Raw genomic sequence first — 16,851 nt, 5'->3', positions numbered from 1 at the left:
CCATACTAAGTAAGTTGACACAATAAAATCAAACTTTATCAAGAAAAATCAATTAGGCTAAAGTCATTATTCCTATTAGAAATCGACCGAATTTAATTCTGCGTTGTCCGAAATCCTTGTAGAGACGTTGCACTGCAACGTCTCTACATTCATTTTCACCAGATGTCTATTGCTCGGCAAGTTTCTGGACAAAGGCTTGATGCTCAGGTGATGTTAAACCTGTTTGCAGAGTATTCAAGACATCGATCATTCTACCTTCCAATAAAGCCGTCACTGCTAGCCACAGCCCTGGAAAGATGCTACTACGAATTATGCCAGACTCATCTGGCTCGATGAGAACAAATTCCTCAGACTGCAACCGAAACCAACTCAGCCGATTTTCAAAGGTTTGCCACACAAGATACTCTTGCACTCCGTTACGGCGATAAGCATTTTTTTTAGCCCCCAAATCAATAGCCGCACTGCTAGTGGCAATTTCGGCAATCAGTTCGGGTGTCCCCTCGATGTAGCCGTCTGCACTCAGGGTAGAAGTACCGCCAGTTTCCATCCGCAGCATCGCATCCGGTTGGGGTTCATTGTCTAAATCCAACCTTGTAGTGGTGTTATCGGTTCCGCTAGTACCAGGAGTTGCAGCGCTGTAAACTCCCAGCCAAGTAATCAATGCAGCATGGGGAACACCATGAAAAGCTCTAACAGGGGATGCCACGTAAACGATTCCTTCAATGAGTTCGGCTTTGAATTTTTCTGGGGTTGCTTCGTAGCGGCGCTCAAACTCAGCACGAGTAAGGCGATCGCCACTGGCTAAAACCGGAACTGGTATAGAATGAGGAGGTTGATGCAAAACCATAGAGACTATTTGCAGATGAGGGTGAGAGGCAAGAGTTAGTCGATAATTTAGCGCTCAGGAGTTAGCGTTTCCCTAATTTTAACCCTAAATACTTTTTTACCTTTTAACCAATTCCGTTGTCCTCAAAACACTTGCTAATGCAGCGATAGTTATGATTAGGGTATCTAACTTGTGAAGGGAGATTATTAATGAATATTCAATTAGTAACATCGATTAAACAATTGATTTTAGCGCTGTCTCCAGAGGAGCAGGACTGGTTAAAAGCACAGTTAGCAACACAGAATAATCTCCAGATGACTCGTGTTGTTGATCTAAATTTATTTAGTGGTATTCTTCAACTACAAGAAGATCCTCTAGAATTTCAGCGTCAAATTCGGGATGAATGGACATAACGATAATGCGATATGTTCTTGATACTAATGTAGCTTTGTATCTTTTAGGAGGAAAGCTGCTTAACCCTTTGCCTGTTGGCGAGTTTTACTTATCTGTGATTAGTGAAATAGAGATGCTTTCTTATCCAGCGATCGCGGCAGATGAAATGCTGAGAGTACAGCAGTTTCTATCTCAAGTCACAGTCATTGGTATCGACGAAGATATAAAAAATCAGACAATTATACTACGTAAAAAATATCGATTGAAATTACCCGATGCAATTGTTTGCGCCTCAGCTTTATCTACTAATTCATTACTTTTGAGCAATGATGCACAGTTGAGTAGAGTAACAGAAATCAGCATTAATACTGTTCAAGTTTAATGTGCAACCCAACCTTGTTTGTCGCCAGCTAGTAGTGGACTGATTAGACTAAAATGTGGCAATAGATTTAGATAAAATTAACCGCAGATGGACGCAGATAGACGCGGATGATAATGCACTATTTTACCCTTGCCACGCACTGTTGCGCTACGCGACAACACACCCTACCTGAAGATAAAAGAAAAACCCAAAAAGATTCTCTGTGCTGGTGTTTGATCAATTCGTGATCGTTGTCGTAATCTGATTTCAAGGCTAACTGTGTGATACACTAAAAATACTTATTATTAGTGTGTACTTTACGTTAATGGCATATCAGCGAATTAACATCACACTCCCCGCCCAAACGCTGCAAGAAATTGATAAATTTGCACCCAAAGGCGATCGCAGTCGGTTCATTCATGCGGCAATTCAGGCTTACATCACTCAGATTCAAGCAGAAAAACTTCGCCAACATCTCAAAGAAGGGGCAATTCGTCGAGCTAAACGCGATCGCCAGATCACTGATGATTGGTTTTCCCTATCGCTCAACAACTGTATTTTTTGATATTTAGGGATTTTTTGCTAATCTTGAACACATAATAATGTTAATTTAATTAATCTCAATTTTTTAATTCATGCGCTCTCGGCAAAGTATACCGGAAATGTTTGCGACTTTCCTACAATGGGAAGCTGATCGCTTTAGTGGTTGGGTATATGATGCCAAGTTAAGGCGTAGTATCCAAAATTGCTTGACTCAGTTATCCGAAACTCAACACTCAGAAACTTTTTGGGCAATTTACTGGCATAAAAATTGGCAAAATCAACCAAATTCTTTAGCGGAAGGTCATTTGTCTGCTTATTTACAGGAAACTTGTTATTGGGCTGCGACAAGAACGATTCCCCAATATGCTAGTGTCCAGTGTAAATTATCAGACTGTTTTCAAATAGCGATCGCCCAATTACCAAAAATCCTCAAAGGTTGCGATCCTGACCAAAAAGCTAGTCTCAAAAGTTATGGTAATGTCGCTTTTGCCAATATCATCCGCGATGCTTTACGGCAAAAACAAGAGATAGATTATTGTCATGATTGGGCTTTATTGTTGAAGTTAAGCCGCAAGCGATTACAAGAGTCTTTAGAAAATGCGGGATTAACAGAGGAAATTATTAGCTGTTACTTATTGGCTTGGAAATGTTTTGTTGATGCTTATATTCTCAGTAAATCGCCAAAGGTGCGGAAGTTGCAAAAACCTGATGAGGATACTTGGCAAACGATATCTCAACTCTACAACCAAGAAGGAAATCCGCCACAGACTCCCGCAACTCTAGAAAAATGGCTAATTTTATCAGCAAAACACGCACGTGCTTATCTATATCCCGTGGTTTCTTCCCTCAACCTACCTAAACTAGGACAAGCAGACGGGGAGTTGCAAGATGATTTACTTGACACTACAAATGAGTCTCTATTAGCAAATCTGATTACCGAAGAAGAAACCGCAACTCGCCAAAATCTACAACTAGAAATTCAAAATATTTTAAAAGATGCCTTGACAAAATTACCACCACAAGCACAACAACTGCTGCAACTATACTATCAAGAAGGATTGACGCAACAGCAAATTGCTCAACAACTGCAAATCCAGCAATATCAAGTATCACGGCAATTATCTAAGGCAACAGAATCTTTATTATTGACAATCACGAAATGGAGTCAAGAAAAAACGCATATTTCTCCTACTTCCCACGTGGTTAAACATATTAGTGCAGTGTTAGAGGAGTGGTTACAGAATTATTTCCGTAATCTGCCTCACTCTTTACAGGAGTAGTCGTTATGTCGTTGTTCTGTGTTCCTCCAACTCAACTTGTGTTAGAGGTTTCAGCTGAAGTTCAAGAGCAATCATGGCAGCAAAGCCAGGCTTGTGTTAGTCCCCGTGGGCGTTGGAATGCGTTTTTGAGTCAAGTTAGCCTCAATACTTTTTTACCTTGGTTGCAAGCCGAATATGCACCAGCAGCCAGCGTGAGTATTGATGTTAACTTGTTGCCCCAGTATTGGGAATTGGTTAATGGCGTTGCTATCACCATGGATACAAAACGCCTGATTCTGATTCCGGATAAAAATTTAGAGACGAGAGAATTTGCTGTACCTCAAGAATGGGTAGACATTCCGGGATGGGCAGGAGATTATTATTTACCAGTGCAAGTTAATCCTGATGGGGCGTGGATACGTATTTGGGGCTATACCACTCATGAACAACTGAAAAATCAAGGTAACTACAATCCTGATGAACGGACTTACTCTTTAGATGCTACTCAAATGATTGAGGATTTAAATGTGCTTTGGGTAGTCCGGCAATTGTACCCTGATGAGCAAACACAAACAGCGATCGCTCCTCTACCAACTTTATCCACTACCCAAATAGACAATCTCTGGCAAAGGTTAGCAAATCCAGCCATCACTAATCCTCGCTTAGAGTTACCTTGGGAAACCTGGGGAGCTTTGTTAGCTACCGGACAATTAAAACCACAAATAGAGTCTATCAACTTGCGTCAGTGGTTGCAAAATATCTTTACTGATAGCTGGCAAACCATCGAAGCATTGTTGGGTACACAGCCAGATTTAGCTTTTAGCTTTCGCCAAACCAATGATGTCAGCGAACAATCAATCCAACGAGTTAAGGAAATTACTTTACCCAGCAATCAAACTGTGGTCTTAATGTTGACTTTGACACCAGAAACCGATGGTAGAGTCAGCATCCGTACTCAATTATATCCCAGAGGCAGCACGCGCTATTTACCTGACAATATTAAGTTAGGGTTGATTTCTGGTTCCGGCCAAGTAATTCAATCAGTAGCAGCACGGGAAACTGATAACTCTATTCAACTCAAACGCTTCCGTTGTCCCCAAAACACCCACTTTCGGCTTGAGGTTGGGTTGGATGATTTTAATTTCACGCAAGAGTTTGCTAGTTAATTAGGGCTTGCTGAAAAAGTCCTTTGGTGGAGGTAGGTAACAGGTAACAGGTGACAGGTGACATCGACCGAATTTAATGCTGCGTTGCCTGAAATCCTTGTAGAGACGGCAATTAATCACGTCTCTACTAGCATTCAGCACTCAGCACGGGCTAAACGCCCCGCTTCCGCTAACAGCACTAACTCTCACACTGCTTCCGTGTTCTTTTCTCCAGTCCGAATCCGAATCACTTGCTCTACAGGTGAGATGAAAATCTTACCATCACCAATTTCGCCAGTGCGGGCAGCCGCGATAATCTTATCAACCACCATATCAACTTGATTATCCTCAACTACAATTTCCACCTTGAGTTTTTGCAGAAACTCTACGGTGTACTCAGAACCGCGATAACGTTCTGTTTGCCCTTTCTGCCGTCCAAAACCCCGGACTTCCGAAACTGTCATCCCGACAATGCCAGCATTGACTAGAGCGATTTTTACTTCGTCTAACTTAAATGGGCGGATAATTGCTTCTACTTTTTTCACTTGTTCGACTCCTGTTTTGATAGTAGGTTCGTTTATATATCTAACCAGATCCAATGTCTGACACTTTCACCATTTACCTAATTTTCCAGATACTTATGAGAATTACAATTTTTTTTAACTCTATCTGCTTTGTATGAGCAGTTATAAGTATGGTGAAAAGAATTGATTAATCAGTTAATTTTGGAAACTTGAAAAGCAAATAGCTGTTTTTTGACAAAATTTTTCCATGCAGCCTTTGTAACTCAAAACAAATAGATATCAAGTTTAAGTAAGTTGGTACAAAAAAATCAAACTATGTGAAGAAAAATGAACTGTTGCCGGACTACAACAAAAATCATTGCTGTTGACTTGCTTATGCCGTAGGAATCAAAAGTATAAGAGTGAAGGTTGTTTCATTGAGACTATCTTGTTTTACTAACGACTTTGGTGTTCAAATAGGGGACGCACAATTAAATACCCAGCACCAAAAGCACTTAGCATAATTAGCAAGATACTGATGGCTAACCACAAACCATTAAATTCCTTAACTTTTGCTTTTGTGGAAGGATAATAACCTACATCTTGTTCTTCAATCAAGACTGTTTCTGAAATCGGGGGATTGATTTCCATCACAGGCAAGGAAAACTCCACCTGACGGTTTCTATTGGTCGATGGGTCGGGGACGACGGGTTGACGGGAACGAACAGTCTGGGGACGTGGCGGTGCTTCTGTAGGGTAATAGTTGCTAGGAATGTTCATTTCCGGATGGGAACCGGGAATCCGATCATCTACCAATTTTTGTAAGTGTAAAAAAGACTGCACAACTTGACTAATTTCTTGACGTAATAATTGATTTTCTTGCGCTATCTGTTGATTTTTTGCTATCAGGGCATCTAACTTAGCTTGTGTTGCTTTTAATTCTGTCGCTAATTCTCGATATACGTACATGGGTACAGAGGGAGGATAGCTAGGAGAATTGGGGTTTGACGGATTGCCATTAGCCGAACCGGTAGTTGTTCGCATCAGTTAATTGGTATCAAATAGTAAGTTAATAGGGTATCAGAAATGTTATCAAAAGATCACTGACTCTGAAACTAGCCCCAGAATAATAGAAAAATGCGCGTAGTGCCAGTATATCTAAATTTACATTGTCAGGGAGTGGGGAGTAGAGAGTGCTGAGTGATGAGTCAATACGGTTCGGTTAGTGTCATTGCGAGCGAAGCAATCCCAGAGACTTTGTGATTGCTTCGCTTCGCTCGCAATGACTGTAAATATTTTTGCTCATTTACTTAAAAACTTTGTTTGTCTCTTTAACCGAACCGTATTGAGTGCTGAGTAGCCATTAATTATTCTCCCCTGCTCCCCTTGTCCCCTACACCCCTACACCCCTACACCCCTACACCCCTACACCCCTACACCCTTACCCCCCTAATAAAAATAAGGGTTAGTTTTTGGTTGATAATCAAGACAATTGATGGCTTCTTCGGTGTTGGCGATGGACGGATGTACTGTGCATTTGAGGCGGTAGTCATCGGTAAAGAATTGGCAGCCGGTACAGGGGATTTGGTGCATTTGTTTGGCTGTGGTGACGCTATCTCGTGCTGCTGACCAAATACTCCAAACGAAGAGAATCATTACAGCCCAAGCGACAATAAAGCAAACAGGGACTAGGAACTGTTGAATCCCACTAATAAGAAAAGTTGTCAATCCTAACACGGCAAATTCTCAAAAAATGAAGAGCTAGAAGTATATTAACTCCTAACTCTCTCATCGTAACTTCTGACTGGGGAAGTATAAATTAGATGGCTGCATGACCCAAGGCTAAACCAGCGACTAACATTCCTAAGACTAGAAATGGTTGAGCGCTGGCTTGGTATTTGACATCGTTCTTGAGGGGGTCACGCAGAAAATACATATCTTGGAAGGTGATTTGGGGGATGATTAACAGCACTAAAATTGCGGCGTAGAGATTCTCATGAATGGTAACGAGATAAGCGGCAATCAAGCCTTGAAATACGTCAATCATGACGACACAAATCCAAGCGGCGGTGTTGACACCAAACATTACAGGTAATGATTGTAGTCCGAGTTGGCGATCGCCTTCTACACTTTTGAAGTCGTTGACAATGGCAATCCCTAATCCTGCCAAGCTGTAAATTAAGGTGAGAACAACAATCTTCCAATTGAGTTCACCAAATAAAGCATGACCTGCCCACCAAGGTAAGGCAATGTAGCTTGCACCCAAGGCGTAGTTCCCTAACCAACCATTTTGTTTGAGTTTTAAGGGTGGTGCAGAGTAAATAAAGGCGATGATGGAACCAAACAGCGCCAGGGCTGTCACATTGGGAAAGTCATGGCCTGCCCATAAATCCAGTACAAATGCTAAAGCAATACCAGCCAGAAATAAGACAACAATCTGGGTAAATACTTGAGGGACAGAAATTGCACCGGAAGGGATGGGGCGATAAGGTTCATTGATAGCATCGATTTCTCGGTCATAGAAATCGTTCAGGGTTTGGGTATAACCTGTGAGTAATGGCCCCGACAGCAACATACAAGCTGCTGCTTTCAAAACATTTTCTAGTGTCCAAGTGTAGTTACCAGAAGAAGCCGCACCACAAACGACTCCCCAAATCAGAGGAATCCAGGTAATTGGCTTCATCAGTTGCAAGCGGATTTTCCAAATCGAGGTTTCCCCTGGTGCAGCACCTTTCATCCCTAACAACTGCCGGGTTTTAGCACTGCGGTCATCAGATGCTATTGCGTCTGTGCTAGAAACTAATGGCTGAGAATTGGAATCAGTTGGATTTGATTCAGACATAAGAGTTACTTATCGGTTGGGTATTGGGTATTGGGTATTGGGTATCGAGAAGCAATTTTGGACTTAAAAATTCCTAATCCCCAGTCCCCAGTCCCCATTACCTCTACATTAAAAAGAAATGATCAAATAATTATTTTGAAATTTTGCCCCGGTGATAGGTCTACCACTCAGCGCTGGAGGTAGAGAAATATTCCGCCGTTGGTCTCCTGCTTCCACTGTCACTTCTGGCCCATACTGAGTGAGTTTCACCTGTTTTTTATCAAATCCAGGTAAAAATAAGCGCACCTGACGGTTATGGATGTCAATGGTGATGGGTGTAGGAGCCTGTAAGGCTTGCTCAACAAAGTTAGGCAGGGCATCGATTAGCGATCGCCACTCACCATTAACCAGATCAGGAACTACACTTACAGCTAAAGGGGCAAATTCTTCTGACAGATTACTCTCAACCTGGGAAGATAATTGAATTACACCACCCACAGTTAAACCGAGTTGTTGGGCGCTACCCCACAAATAACGAGCGCTGGCTACTTCCAAAGGATCTGCGGTAGTTACTACGAAGGCAGCAACACGCTTGGGGTCAGCCAGTGCTGCTTTCCCCTGATCTAGGAAATTATTGACTTGGTTGGTGGGTTGAGCAAAGTTGTCTGCTGTCCAGTTGACATTGAAAAGACTACTGATAAGAGGCTGAATTAATGGTGATTCGGTAATGGTCTTCCCTAAATCAGAGTTGACAAATAATTGCCGAAAACGCCGCACATACCAACTTAAAGACTCTGGTAAGCCCAACATCCGCAAACTAGCAGCATCACCTGTGCCATCGTAAATAATCACGTCATATTTGCCACTGGCATCATATTCGCGGATCGCATTCAAGGCGAGGGCATTGTCCATACCTGGCAATACTACCAGTTCTTGACCATAAACCTCTTTGATGATCGGTGTCCGGAGATATTGCGCCTCCAGCTTTTTGACTTCTTCCCAATTCCGTTCTAGCAGTACAGATGCTTGGAACTGCACAACTTGCAAATTAGGCGCTATTTCTTGAGGGTCAGGGGCAAGAGGTTGGTCTAACAGCAGTGGTAATACTGGTTCCGCTAGTCCTGCTAGGAGTACCCGCTTGCCTTGACTGGCCAATAACTTGGCTGCGGCGATCGCTACTTTAGTGCGAGCAATCCCGTTTTTGCCCAAAAATGTCAGTATGAGGGACATTATATTGATTTCCAATTATCGGCGATTTTGATCAATTCCAACTTAACATTAGGCAAATACTCTTAGCTTCTACCTTGAGTGCCTTCTACTACGCTGGTTTGATTTCATCTTCAAAAAACCAAGTTGAAGTATTATCGTCAAACTTCACCACTACACCAACACCACCACCATCAGTGACTTTGTAGCCTTCAATAATCCCTACTTTTCCTAGTTTCTGAGCAATGGGAGCAGAAACGCGATCGCGCAAACGAAACACCTTAACCTTTTGTCCGATTTCCATGCCTACATAAAACGCAATAAACCAAGATTTAGTTTAGCCGAATCCGGGACTTATCTGTCATCTGATTTGAAAGAGGCTAGAGGTTAGGGGCTAGAGGCTAGAGAAGAGAGTAGGGGATGGGGGGATGGGGAGACAAGGTGAGAAAACTATTGCCTATTGCCTATTTGCCTATTGCCTAACCAGCTTAAAATTAAATCAATAGCTAAAACAATTGAGAATATGTATCAACCCAATCCACCTCGTTCGCCGCAAGAAAGTATGCCGACGATGTATGATTTACCTAGTGAATTAGTGGGAGAATCAGGATTGCCGGACGAATTTCACCGCATCCAAGCGGATTTGCTGACTGAGACTTGCCAACCTGCTAACTATTCACCTACAGAAATTTTACTGGCTAGTGATTTAAATCTCTACTACGACCCTCGCTATCCTTTGTGGTACAAGCGTCCTGACTGGTACATGGTTGTGGGTGTAAATAATCCTCAGCAACAGCAAGATTTACGTTTGAGTTATGTAATCTGGCAAGAAGGGATTGATCCATTTTTAATAGTAGAATTACTTTCCCCCGGTACAGAACAGGACGATTTAGGACAAACATTACGGGAAGTTAACAAACCCCCAACCAAGTGGGAAGTATATGAACATATTTTGCGTGTTCCCTACTACGTGGTCTATGACCGCTATGAAAATAATTTCCGGGCGTTTAAAATAAATGGGACTCGTTATCAGCCAATATCTCTACCAGAGCAGCGATTTTGGTTAGAAGAGTTAGATATGGGACTAGGTCTATGGCAAGGTGATTATCAGCAGACCACTGGTTTATGGTTGCGTTGGTATGATCAAGCAGGCTGGCTACCAACATTGAAGGAAAGAACCGAACAGGAACGCCAACGGGTTGAACAGGAACGCCAACGGGCTGAACAGGAACGCCAACGGGCTGAACAGGAACGCCAACGAGCTGAACAGGAACGCCAACGAGCTGAACAAGAACGTCAACGGGCTGATAAACTAGCAGAGTATTTGCGATCGCAAGGAATAGATCCAGACCTGATAAATTAAATCACACAGCAGACTTAAATTGTGCTTGTATATTTAACAATTACTGAATGCTGCAAAATGCACTCTTATAGTATAAAATGCGCGAATAACTTGCCTCTGCTGCGTGGTGTATTGAACAATGGCGCTGTTGATAAAAGATAAATTCAATTGGTTGGAAGTGCAGCGCTACTGGGAACTGCTGCACGTTTTAGTAGTCCGAAATCTCAAAGTCCGTTACCGAGGCTCTTTCTTGGGAGTATATTGGTCACTGTTGAATCCATTGATCATGACACTCCTGTACACTGCGATTTTTGGCACAACTTTTGCATCCTATTATCAAAACTCCATACTCAACTATATGCTGGCAGCGTTTACAGGGTTAGTAGTCATCAATTTTTTCTCAGCTTCAACATCACAAGCCTTGAGTAGTGTAGTCAGCAATGGCGCATTGTTAAATAAAATAAAGTTACCAGTCGGTATTTTTCCAGTATCAATGGTTGCCGCTAATATATTTCAGTTTGCAGTCGGAGTATTTCCCTTGCTGGCAGTAATGACTCTCGTTAATTCCAAGAGTTTCATTAATGTGCTGGCTTTATTACTACCATTTTCAGCATTAGTTGTAGTATGTATGGGAGTTGGGTTTATAGTTAGCGCTTTATACGTTTTTTTTAGAGACTTACCTTACTTTTACGAATTAATTGTGTTTGTACTGTGGATTAGTAGCCCTATATTTTATCCATCTGCTATTGTTCCAAAGTCAGTACAACCATTTTTAGGTTTAAACCCGCTTTCCCCAATCATTGAAAGTATGCGTCAGATTGCTCTATCCACAAGTTTACCCGATTTAGAGTTGATTGTTGGAGCGTGGCTGAGTGGGGTAATAATACTGGCAGTCGGTTGGGCTTGTTTTCAATTGTGGCGGCATCAGTTCATGGATTTGCTCTAAATGGAAGTAATTCGCCTAGATCAAGTGTCGCTATGGCGACGAACACAAGAGGAGTTTTCCTACGATCTCAAGAAAACTTTTCTCTCTTTTTTAGAAGGTAAACATCGTCAACCTGTTAAAAAATTAGTCTTGGATAAAATTGATTTAACAGTTACCAAAGGAGAAAAAATAGGTATTGTCGGAGCAAATGGTTCTGGTAAATCAACACTACTAAAAATTATCTCTGGCATTCTGCGACCAACTCGCGGCACAGTTAGGATAAAAGGTCAAATTGCCCCATTAATTGAATTAGTAGCAGGATTTGATCCAGAAATTTCCGTCATGGATAATATCATTCTTTATGGTGTATTCTTGGGATTTTCCAAGGCGGAAATGCGAAAAAGAATGCACTCAATCTTAGAATTTGCCGAGTTGCAAGACTATTCACTAGTTCCAGTAAAAGGGTTATCTTCAGGTATGGTATCGCGTTTAGGATTTGCTATTGCCACAGATGTGCAACCAGACATTTTGATATTAGATGAGGTTTTATCAGTAGGTGATGAAAGTTTCAAGTACAAATGCAAGCAAAGGATCAATAAATTATGGGATGATAACTCTACAGTTTTAGTAGTTTCCCATGATTTAGAGTTTGTTCAACAGTCTTGTAATCGGGGCGTTTGGATTGATCAAGGAAAATTACGATTTATCGGTGATCCTAATGCAACTGTTAACCACTACTTAAACTCAGTTAATAAAACATAAATTTGCACAACTATATATTGTGTCAAGAGTCTTTTCATAGCGTGTTACTCCCTATATATATGTTTGATTCAAATAATCCAGAAATTAATATCGATGAGTTGATGCAAAAGATTCGCCAAGAAGTTGCTAATCGCCAAGGAGAATCTCAAGTATTAGTTACAAACAATCATACAAATGCAACAAACTTAATGTCAAAAATCGACTATATTGAATCTCTCCTGAAAAATGCAGAATCTAGAGCTTATGCACGCACGAAATGGCCTAATAAGCTTGATCGCTTTCCTTTTAATTTCAGTTCAAAATTACAAAAATTTATTTTAAAAATTATTAATTTTTTCTTTAAAGACCAGAGAGAGGTAAATTTCAACTTAATTCTTGCCTTAAAAACTTCTGTAAAAGTTAATAGCCAGTTAATGGAGCAAATCAACACTCTAAAGACACAAATAGATCAGCGCTTGGTTAATGTGGATAATCACTTCCAAACAATAGATCAGCGCTTGGTTAATGTGGATAATCACTTCCAAACAATAGATCAGCGCTTGGTTAATGTGGATAATCACTTCCAAACAATAGATCAGCGCTTGGTTAATGCGGATAGTCATTTCCAAACAATAGATCAGCGCTTGGTTAATGCGGATAGTCATTTCCACGAAATAGAGCAGTTATCAGGTGTTATAGATATTCGTTTTCAAGGTATAGATAATAGTTTTCATGACATTAATGAATGTGTAAATAATCGGAATACTGATATAGAAGAGCAGTTAAATAATTTTAAAACGCATATTCAAAAACTAGAACATCATCATATTAGAAACGACAATTATCTTAAAAACGATCTAATACAGCAAAAGCGCATGATTACCTTATTCTTAGAAGAAGCGCGGAGGCGACTACCAGAACCGTTCAATTTAGAACAAATAAACACTTTTGTCAATGAAGAGAAGCATTTATTAGATGGTTTTTATGTTGCGTTTGAAGATATGTTTCGGGGTAGTAGAGAGGATATTTTCAACAGATTGAAAGTATATCTACCCATAATCAAAGAGGCTAATATTGGTACATCAGACTCACCTATTTTAGATATAGGTTGCGGACGTGGTGAATGGCTAGAACTGCTGCAAGAGAAAGGATATACGGCTAGAGGTTTGGATATCAATAGAGTCATGATAGAACAATGCAGAGTCAGAGGACTGGAGGTAACAGAAGGAGATGTCATTAGCTATTTACAATCTCTTCCCGATGCCAGTTTAGGCGCAGTAACTGGCTTCCATATTATTGAACATCTACCATTTGAGGTCTTGCTAAAGTTATTTACTGAGGCTGTTAGAGTGCTTAAGAGAGGGGGATTAGTGATTTTTGAAACACCAAATCCAGATAATATTTTAGTGGGTAGTAACACATTCTATCTAGATCCGACACATCGGAATCCACTGCCAAGTCCTATGATTACATTTGTTGCACAATCATTTGGTCTATCAGAAGTTAGATGTATCAAGCTTCATCCTGATACTACTCAAACTAGATTAACTGGATCAGCAGTAGCTGAACGTTTCAGTGATTACTTTTATGGCTCACAAGATTATGCGATCGTAGGATTGAAACCATGAGAGTATTGATAGTTACAACTCAGGTTCCTTTTATTAGGGGTGGAGCGGAAATACATGCAGAAGAACTTGTTAAGGCACTCAATACAGAGGGTCATGAGGCTGAAATAGTTGCAATTCCCTTTAAATGGTATCCTCCAGAACGAATTTTGGAGCATATGTTAGCTTGTAGACTACTAGACTTAACAGAATCTTGTGGACAAGTTGTTGATCGAATTATTGGGATGAAATTTCCTGCATACTTAATTCCTCACCCTCAGAAAGTGATGTGGTTACTTCATCAGTATCGTTCAGCTTATGATTTATGGGGGACACATTACGGTGACTTGATAAATGCTGCAAACGGATTACAAATTCGTGAAGCAATTGTCAATGCTGATAATAAAGCATTTAGTGAATGTATCTCTATTTTTGCTAACTCACAAAATGTTGCTAAAAGATTAAAATACTTTAATCATATAGAGTCTATTCCTCTTTATCATCCACCAAGAAATGCAGAAACTTTTTACTGCGAAAATACAGAAGATTATTTGTTTTTTCCAAGTAGACTTTGGAGTATTAAACGGCAGGAACTTGTAATAAAAGCATTAGCGGAAACTACAAATCCTGTCAGGATTTTGTTCGCAGGTAAGGCAGACAACAATGAATACAACGAGTATTTAAAAAAATTAGCTAAAAAATTAGGAGTTACAAAGAAAGCAGTTTTTTTAGGAGAGATAAGTGAAAAAGAAAAAATTATAACTTATGCCAGAAGCTTGGGAGTTGTTTATCCACCCTTTGATGAAGACTATGGCTATGTCACCTTGGAAGCCATGTTGTCATCGAAGCCTGTTGTTACTTGTACAGACTCAGGAGGCTCTTTAGAATTCGTCCGACATGAAGAGACTGGATTGATAGCAGAACCTAATCCTAAATCTTTTGCAGCAGCAATGGATCAATTATGGGAAAATCGTTCTTGGGCGCAAGCTCTTGGTAAAGCAGGAAAAGAGTATTATGATAGCCTAAATATTTCATGGTCTACAGTCGTTCAAAAGCTAATCTCATGAAACTGAATTGGTTTTCTCCTATACCCCCAGCCCAAACAGGTATAGCTGAGTATACAATGCGTTTGCTGCCAATTTTAACTAACTATGCTGAAGTATTAGTATGGACAGATGAACCGAAATGGAATTTAGATATTGAAAAGTATGCTAAAGTTCGCCAATATAATTTGGCTAGTGTTCCTTGGAAAGAAATCAACCAAGCTGATTTAAATATTTACCATATAGGCAATAATTCCAATTTCCATTACCAAATCTGGCAGATTAGCAAGCAGTGTCCGGGTCTAGTTATTCTTCATGATTGCAGACTCCAGCATTTTTTTGCAGGGATCTATAGAGAAAAACATAATGATTGGCAGATTTACGCCTCATATATGAAACAATACTATGGTGTAGAGGGTGAGCAAGCCAGCTTAAGGTTCTGGAATGGTGATTTAACAACTGAATATATGGCTGAATACTATCCTCTAACTTTTCTAGCTTTAGAAAATGCAGTAGGAGTAGTAACTCATACAAAAGAGGTTTTTCAGAAAATTCTTAAGCATAAAAATCGCTGGGTTGTTGGTTATGCACCTCTACCGTATGTTAGTAAATGGCAAGGAACAAGAAATGGTAAAGTCATTACTCCACCCTATCGTCTCATAATTTTCGGATATCTTGGCAGTAATCGTCGTCTAGAAGTTTTTTTAAAAGCTTTATCTAATCTTAGCGAAAAGAATCAGTTTCGTTTAGATATTTACGGTCAAGTTTGGGATAAAAACTATATTTGTCATCAAATTCAACAATTAGGTCTTACTAATTTAGTAAAATTACATGGTTTTGTCGAAGAAGCTAAGTTGGACTCAGCTTTAGCCAATGCTCATTTAGCTATTAATCTGCGTTACCCAACAATGGGAGAGGCATCAGTAAGTCAACTTAGGATTTGGAGTCATGCACTTCCTAGTCTAGTTACACAGGTTGGCTGGTATGCTGAACAATCTGAAAGTACAGTTGCGTTTGTACGTCCAGATCATGAGATAGAGGATATACAGCAACATCTCAAAAACTTTCTAGCTAATCCTCTAGACTTTTCACACTTAGGAGAAAATGGTTGGCAGCTTTTACAAGATTATCATAACTTAGAAAATTATTCTCAAGCAATTATTGACATTGCAAAAAAAAGCGGAAAATTTAGACACACTACAATAGCTTACAGCTTTGCAGACAAGATAGGCGAGGAATTAAGTAACTGGATCAATTACGAAAGAGTAGATATGGATATCAGAGGAGTTGCACAAGCTATACATTTTATTAGTACCTAATTTTTCTCTCAGCATGGCATCCTTTTGCTCACGATGTTTGCGTTTTTCATCCACCTCATATTCGGATAGATAAACGTGAAAGTATTGAAGAAAAAAACCTGTTTTTTGAAAAAGATGCTCTGTTAATGAAAAAGCATCCTGAACGTTATCGAGAGCTATTTTCAAGGGAGTCTCACTATAGAAAAAGTTTTGGATTTGGTGATAATTTTCTTAGAGGAGCAAAGAAATATAATGTACCAGTTGATGATTTTTACTTGTATCTTTTGCAAGGAGAAAGATTTCAGTGATTAAATTTTAAAAAAGTATTATTGATGTTATGAAACTTTTTTTGTAATAAGACAGAACAGCCATCATTAGAAATGATAAAAGAAGTAATTCCAGATGAAGAAATTCTCTCAGAAGTTGCTTTTGCAAAGCAACTTCTTATGCAGTCCAACTTTAATTCATTATTTTCAACAGATATACCAGAGAAAATACAGCCACATTTAGAAGCATCACAAAATATATTGAACCAAATAGAACAATTAGTTAGTAATCAAGGTCACGGAGATTACTTTAAGGCTTCCGTTCCCCGATACCTTAATTACTTGGCGGCTGCAATGACAATACTAAGAGGATGTTTTAAAAGTCCTTGATGATGTATCAAATATTTTCCGATCCCCCTAAATCCCCCTTAAAAAGGGGGACTTTAATTCCGGTTCCCCCCTTTTAAAGGGGGGTTAGGGGGGATCAATAGGTTCTTAAAAACACAACTAACCACTTTTAAAACATCCTCTAAGTAAAGTAAGAGGAGTATTCTTAATTAATATTTGTTCATTTA

At 39.9% G+C, this 16,851-nt stretch carries 19 protein-coding genes; 12 read left to right on the top strand and 7 right to left on the bottom strand.

Going from position 1 to position 16,851, the window contains the following annotated elements:
- Positions 1-166: 166 nt before the first annotated feature.
- Positions 167-847 carry a Uma2 family endonuclease gene (locus tag FD725_RS21390; RefSeq protein ID WP_179050008.1) on the bottom strand — a complete coding sequence of 227 codons (681 nt, stop codon included), beginning with the start codon at positions 845-847 and terminating at the stop codon, positions 167-169.
- Between the two features lie 188 nt (positions 848-1,035).
- Here FD725_RS21390 and FD725_RS21385 point away from each other — a divergent pair, with 188 nt between their 5' ends.
- The 5 genes from FD725_RS21385 to FD725_RS21365 all read left to right on the top strand — a co-directional run bounded on the left by FD725_RS21385 (position 1,036) and on the right by FD725_RS21365 (position 4,548).
- On the top strand, positions 1,036-1,239 hold the full coding sequence (locus FD725_RS21385) for a hypothetical protein (protein WP_179050007.1): 204 nt from the start codon (positions 1,036-1,038) through the stop codon (positions 1,237-1,239).
- A gap of 5 nt (positions 1,240-1,244) precedes the next feature.
- The gene (locus FD725_RS21380; protein ID WP_256871687.1) at positions 1,245-1,601 is read left to right on the top strand and encodes a type II toxin-antitoxin system VapC family toxin; all 357 of its coding nucleotides are present in this window, start codon (positions 1,245-1,247) and stop codon (positions 1,599-1,601) included.
- 304 nt (positions 1,602-1,905) lie between these two features.
- Positions 1,906-2,145, top strand: coding sequence for a hypothetical protein (locus FD725_RS21375; protein ID WP_179050005.1), 240 nt, complete (start codon positions 1,906-1,908; stop codon positions 2,143-2,145).
- A 70-nt stretch (positions 2,146-2,215) separates the two neighbouring features.
- Complete coding sequence (locus FD725_RS21370) at positions 2,216-3,403, top strand: sigma-70 family RNA polymerase sigma factor (protein ID WP_179050004.1); 1,188 nt, start codon at positions 2,216-2,218, stop codon at positions 3,401-3,403.
- 5 nt (positions 3,404-3,408) lie between these two features.
- Positions 3,409-4,548, top strand: a complete 1,140-nt coding sequence (locus tag FD725_RS21365) for a DUF1822 family protein (protein WP_179050003.1) — start codon at positions 3,409-3,411, stop codon at positions 4,546-4,548.
- A 185-nt stretch (positions 4,549-4,733) separates the two neighbouring features.
- Here the strand turns inward: FD725_RS21365 and FD725_RS21360 are convergent, their stop codons facing one another.
- The 6 genes from FD725_RS21360 to FD725_RS21335 form a co-directional block, all read right to left on the bottom strand.
- Complete coding sequence (locus FD725_RS21360) at positions 4,734-5,072, bottom strand: P-II family nitrogen regulator (RefSeq protein ID WP_010996475.1); 339 nt, start codon at positions 5,070-5,072, stop codon at positions 4,734-4,736.
- 414 nt (positions 5,073-5,486) lie between these two features.
- Positions 5,487-6,074, bottom strand: coding sequence for a hypothetical protein (locus FD725_RS21355; RefSeq protein ID WP_179050002.1), 588 nt, complete (start codon positions 6,072-6,074; stop codon positions 5,487-5,489).
- A gap of 405 nt (positions 6,075-6,479) precedes the next feature.
- Positions 6,480-6,767, bottom strand: a complete 288-nt coding sequence (locus FD725_RS21350; RefSeq protein WP_179050001.1) for a hypothetical protein — start codon at positions 6,765-6,767, stop codon at positions 6,480-6,482.
- An 82-nt stretch (positions 6,768-6,849) separates the two neighbouring features.
- Entirely contained in the window at positions 6,850-7,872 is a 1,023-nt protein-coding gene (gene chlG / locus FD725_RS21345; RefSeq protein ID WP_179050000.1) for a chlorophyll synthase ChlG, read from the bottom strand.
- A gap of 108 nt (positions 7,873-7,980) precedes the next feature.
- Positions 7,981-9,081: an ArsA family ATPase gene (locus tag FD725_RS21340; RefSeq protein ID WP_179049999.1), complete on the bottom strand. Its 1,101-nt coding sequence runs from the start codon at positions 9,079-9,081 to the stop codon at positions 7,981-7,983.
- A gap of 88 nt (positions 9,082-9,169) precedes the next feature.
- On the bottom strand, positions 9,170-9,361 hold the full coding sequence (locus tag FD725_RS21335; RefSeq protein WP_179049998.1) for a DUF2862 domain-containing protein: 192 nt from the start codon (positions 9,359-9,361) through the stop codon (positions 9,170-9,172).
- A 219-nt stretch (positions 9,362-9,580) separates the two neighbouring features.
- Between FD725_RS21335 and FD725_RS21330 the strand changes: the two genes are divergently transcribed.
- The 7 genes from FD725_RS21330 (at position 9,581) to FD725_RS21300 (ending at position 16,666) form a co-directional block, all read left to right on the top strand.
- The gene (locus tag FD725_RS21330; protein WP_179049997.1) at positions 9,581-10,420 is read left to right on the top strand and encodes a Uma2 family endonuclease; all 840 of its coding nucleotides are present in this window, start codon (positions 9,581-9,583) and stop codon (positions 10,418-10,420) included.
- A gap of 118 nt (positions 10,421-10,538) precedes the next feature.
- Positions 10,539-11,345 carry an ABC transporter permease gene (locus FD725_RS21325; RefSeq protein ID WP_179049996.1) on the top strand — a complete coding sequence of 269 codons (807 nt, stop codon included), beginning with the start codon at positions 10,539-10,541 and terminating at the stop codon, positions 11,343-11,345.
- On the top strand, positions 11,346-12,086 hold the full coding sequence (locus tag FD725_RS21320; protein ID WP_179049995.1) for an ABC transporter ATP-binding protein: 741 nt from the start codon (positions 11,346-11,348) through the stop codon (positions 12,084-12,086).
- A 59-nt stretch (positions 12,087-12,145) separates the two neighbouring features.
- Positions 12,146-13,693: a bifunctional 2-polyprenyl-6-hydroxyphenol methylase/3-demethylubiquinol 3-O-methyltransferase UbiG gene (locus tag FD725_RS21315; RefSeq protein WP_179049994.1), complete on the top strand. Its 1,548-nt coding sequence runs from the start codon at positions 12,146-12,148 to the stop codon at positions 13,691-13,693.
- Entirely contained in the window at positions 13,690-14,736 is a 1,047-nt protein-coding gene (locus FD725_RS21310) for a glycosyltransferase family 4 protein (protein WP_179049993.1), read from the top strand. The genes FD725_RS21315 and FD725_RS21310 overlap by 4 nt, the downstream gene beginning before the upstream one ends.
- On the top strand, positions 14,733-16,031 hold the full coding sequence (locus FD725_RS21305; protein ID WP_179049992.1) for a glycosyltransferase: 1,299 nt from the start codon (positions 14,733-14,735) through the stop codon (positions 16,029-16,031). The genes FD725_RS21310 and FD725_RS21305 overlap by 4 nt, the downstream gene beginning before the upstream one ends.
- 359 nt (positions 16,032-16,390) lie before the next feature.
- Positions 16,391-16,666, top strand: coding sequence for a hypothetical protein (locus tag FD725_RS21300; protein ID WP_179049991.1), 276 nt, complete (start codon positions 16,391-16,393; stop codon positions 16,664-16,666).
- The last annotated feature ends 185 nt before the right edge of the window (positions 16,667-16,851 follow it).

Origin of the sequence: Nostoc sp. TCL26-01, assembly GCF_013393945.1 — a bacterium.
Taxonomy (GTDB): domain Bacteria; phylum Cyanobacteriota; class Cyanobacteriia; order Cyanobacteriales; family Nostocaceae; genus Trichormus.
The sequence above is the reverse complement of the archived record's forward strand: the minus strand, read 5'-3'. Positions and strand labels throughout refer to the sequence as shown.

Coding starts and splice junctions, on each gene's coding strand:
- FD725_RS21390 (WP_179050008.1), bottom strand. CDS start 847: ATGGTTTTGCATCAACCTCCTCATTCTATACCAGTTCCGGTTTTAGCC.
- FD725_RS21385 (WP_179050007.1), top strand. CDS start 1,036: ATGAATATTCAATTAGTAACATCGATTAAACAATTGATTTTAGCGCTG.
- FD725_RS21380 (WP_256871687.1), top strand. CDS start 1,245: ATGCGATATGTTCTTGATACTAATGTAGCTTTGTATCTTTTAGGAGGA.
- FD725_RS21375 (WP_179050005.1), top strand. CDS start 1,906: ATGGCATATCAGCGAATTAACATCACACTCCCCGCCCAAACGCTGCAA.
- FD725_RS21370 (WP_179050004.1), top strand. CDS start 2,216: ATGCGCTCTCGGCAAAGTATACCGGAAATGTTTGCGACTTTCCTACAA.
- FD725_RS21365 (WP_179050003.1), top strand. CDS start 3,409: ATGTCGTTGTTCTGTGTTCCTCCAACTCAACTTGTGTTAGAGGTTTCA.
- FD725_RS21355 (WP_179050002.1), bottom strand. CDS start 6,074: ATGCGAACAACTACCGGTTCGGCTAATGGCAATCCGTCAAACCCCAAT.
- chlG (WP_179050000.1), bottom strand. CDS start 7,872: ATGTCTGAATCAAATCCAACTGATTCCAATTCTCAGCCATTAGTTTCT.
- FD725_RS21340 (WP_179049999.1), bottom strand. CDS start 9,081: ATGTCCCTCATACTGACATTTTTGGGCAAAAACGGGATTGCTCGCACT.
- FD725_RS21335 (WP_179049998.1), bottom strand. CDS start 9,361: ATGGAAATCGGACAAAAGGTTAAGGTGTTTCGTTTGCGCGATCGCGTT.
- FD725_RS21330 (WP_179049997.1), top strand. CDS start 9,581: ATGTATCAACCCAATCCACCTCGTTCGCCGCAAGAAAGTATGCCGACG.
- FD725_RS21325 (WP_179049996.1), top strand. CDS start 10,539: ATGGCGCTGTTGATAAAAGATAAATTCAATTGGTTGGAAGTGCAGCGC.
- FD725_RS21320 (WP_179049995.1), top strand. CDS start 11,346: ATGGAAGTAATTCGCCTAGATCAAGTGTCGCTATGGCGACGAACACAA.
- FD725_RS21315 (WP_179049994.1), top strand. CDS start 12,146: ATGTTTGATTCAAATAATCCAGAAATTAATATCGATGAGTTGATGCAA.
- FD725_RS21310 (WP_179049993.1), top strand. CDS start 13,690: ATGAGAGTATTGATAGTTACAACTCAGGTTCCTTTTATTAGGGGTGGA.
- FD725_RS21305 (WP_179049992.1), top strand. CDS start 14,733: ATGAAACTGAATTGGTTTTCTCCTATACCCCCAGCCCAAACAGGTATA.
- FD725_RS21300 (WP_179049991.1), top strand. CDS start 16,391: ATGATAAAAGAAGTAATTCCAGATGAAGAAATTCTCTCAGAAGTTGCT.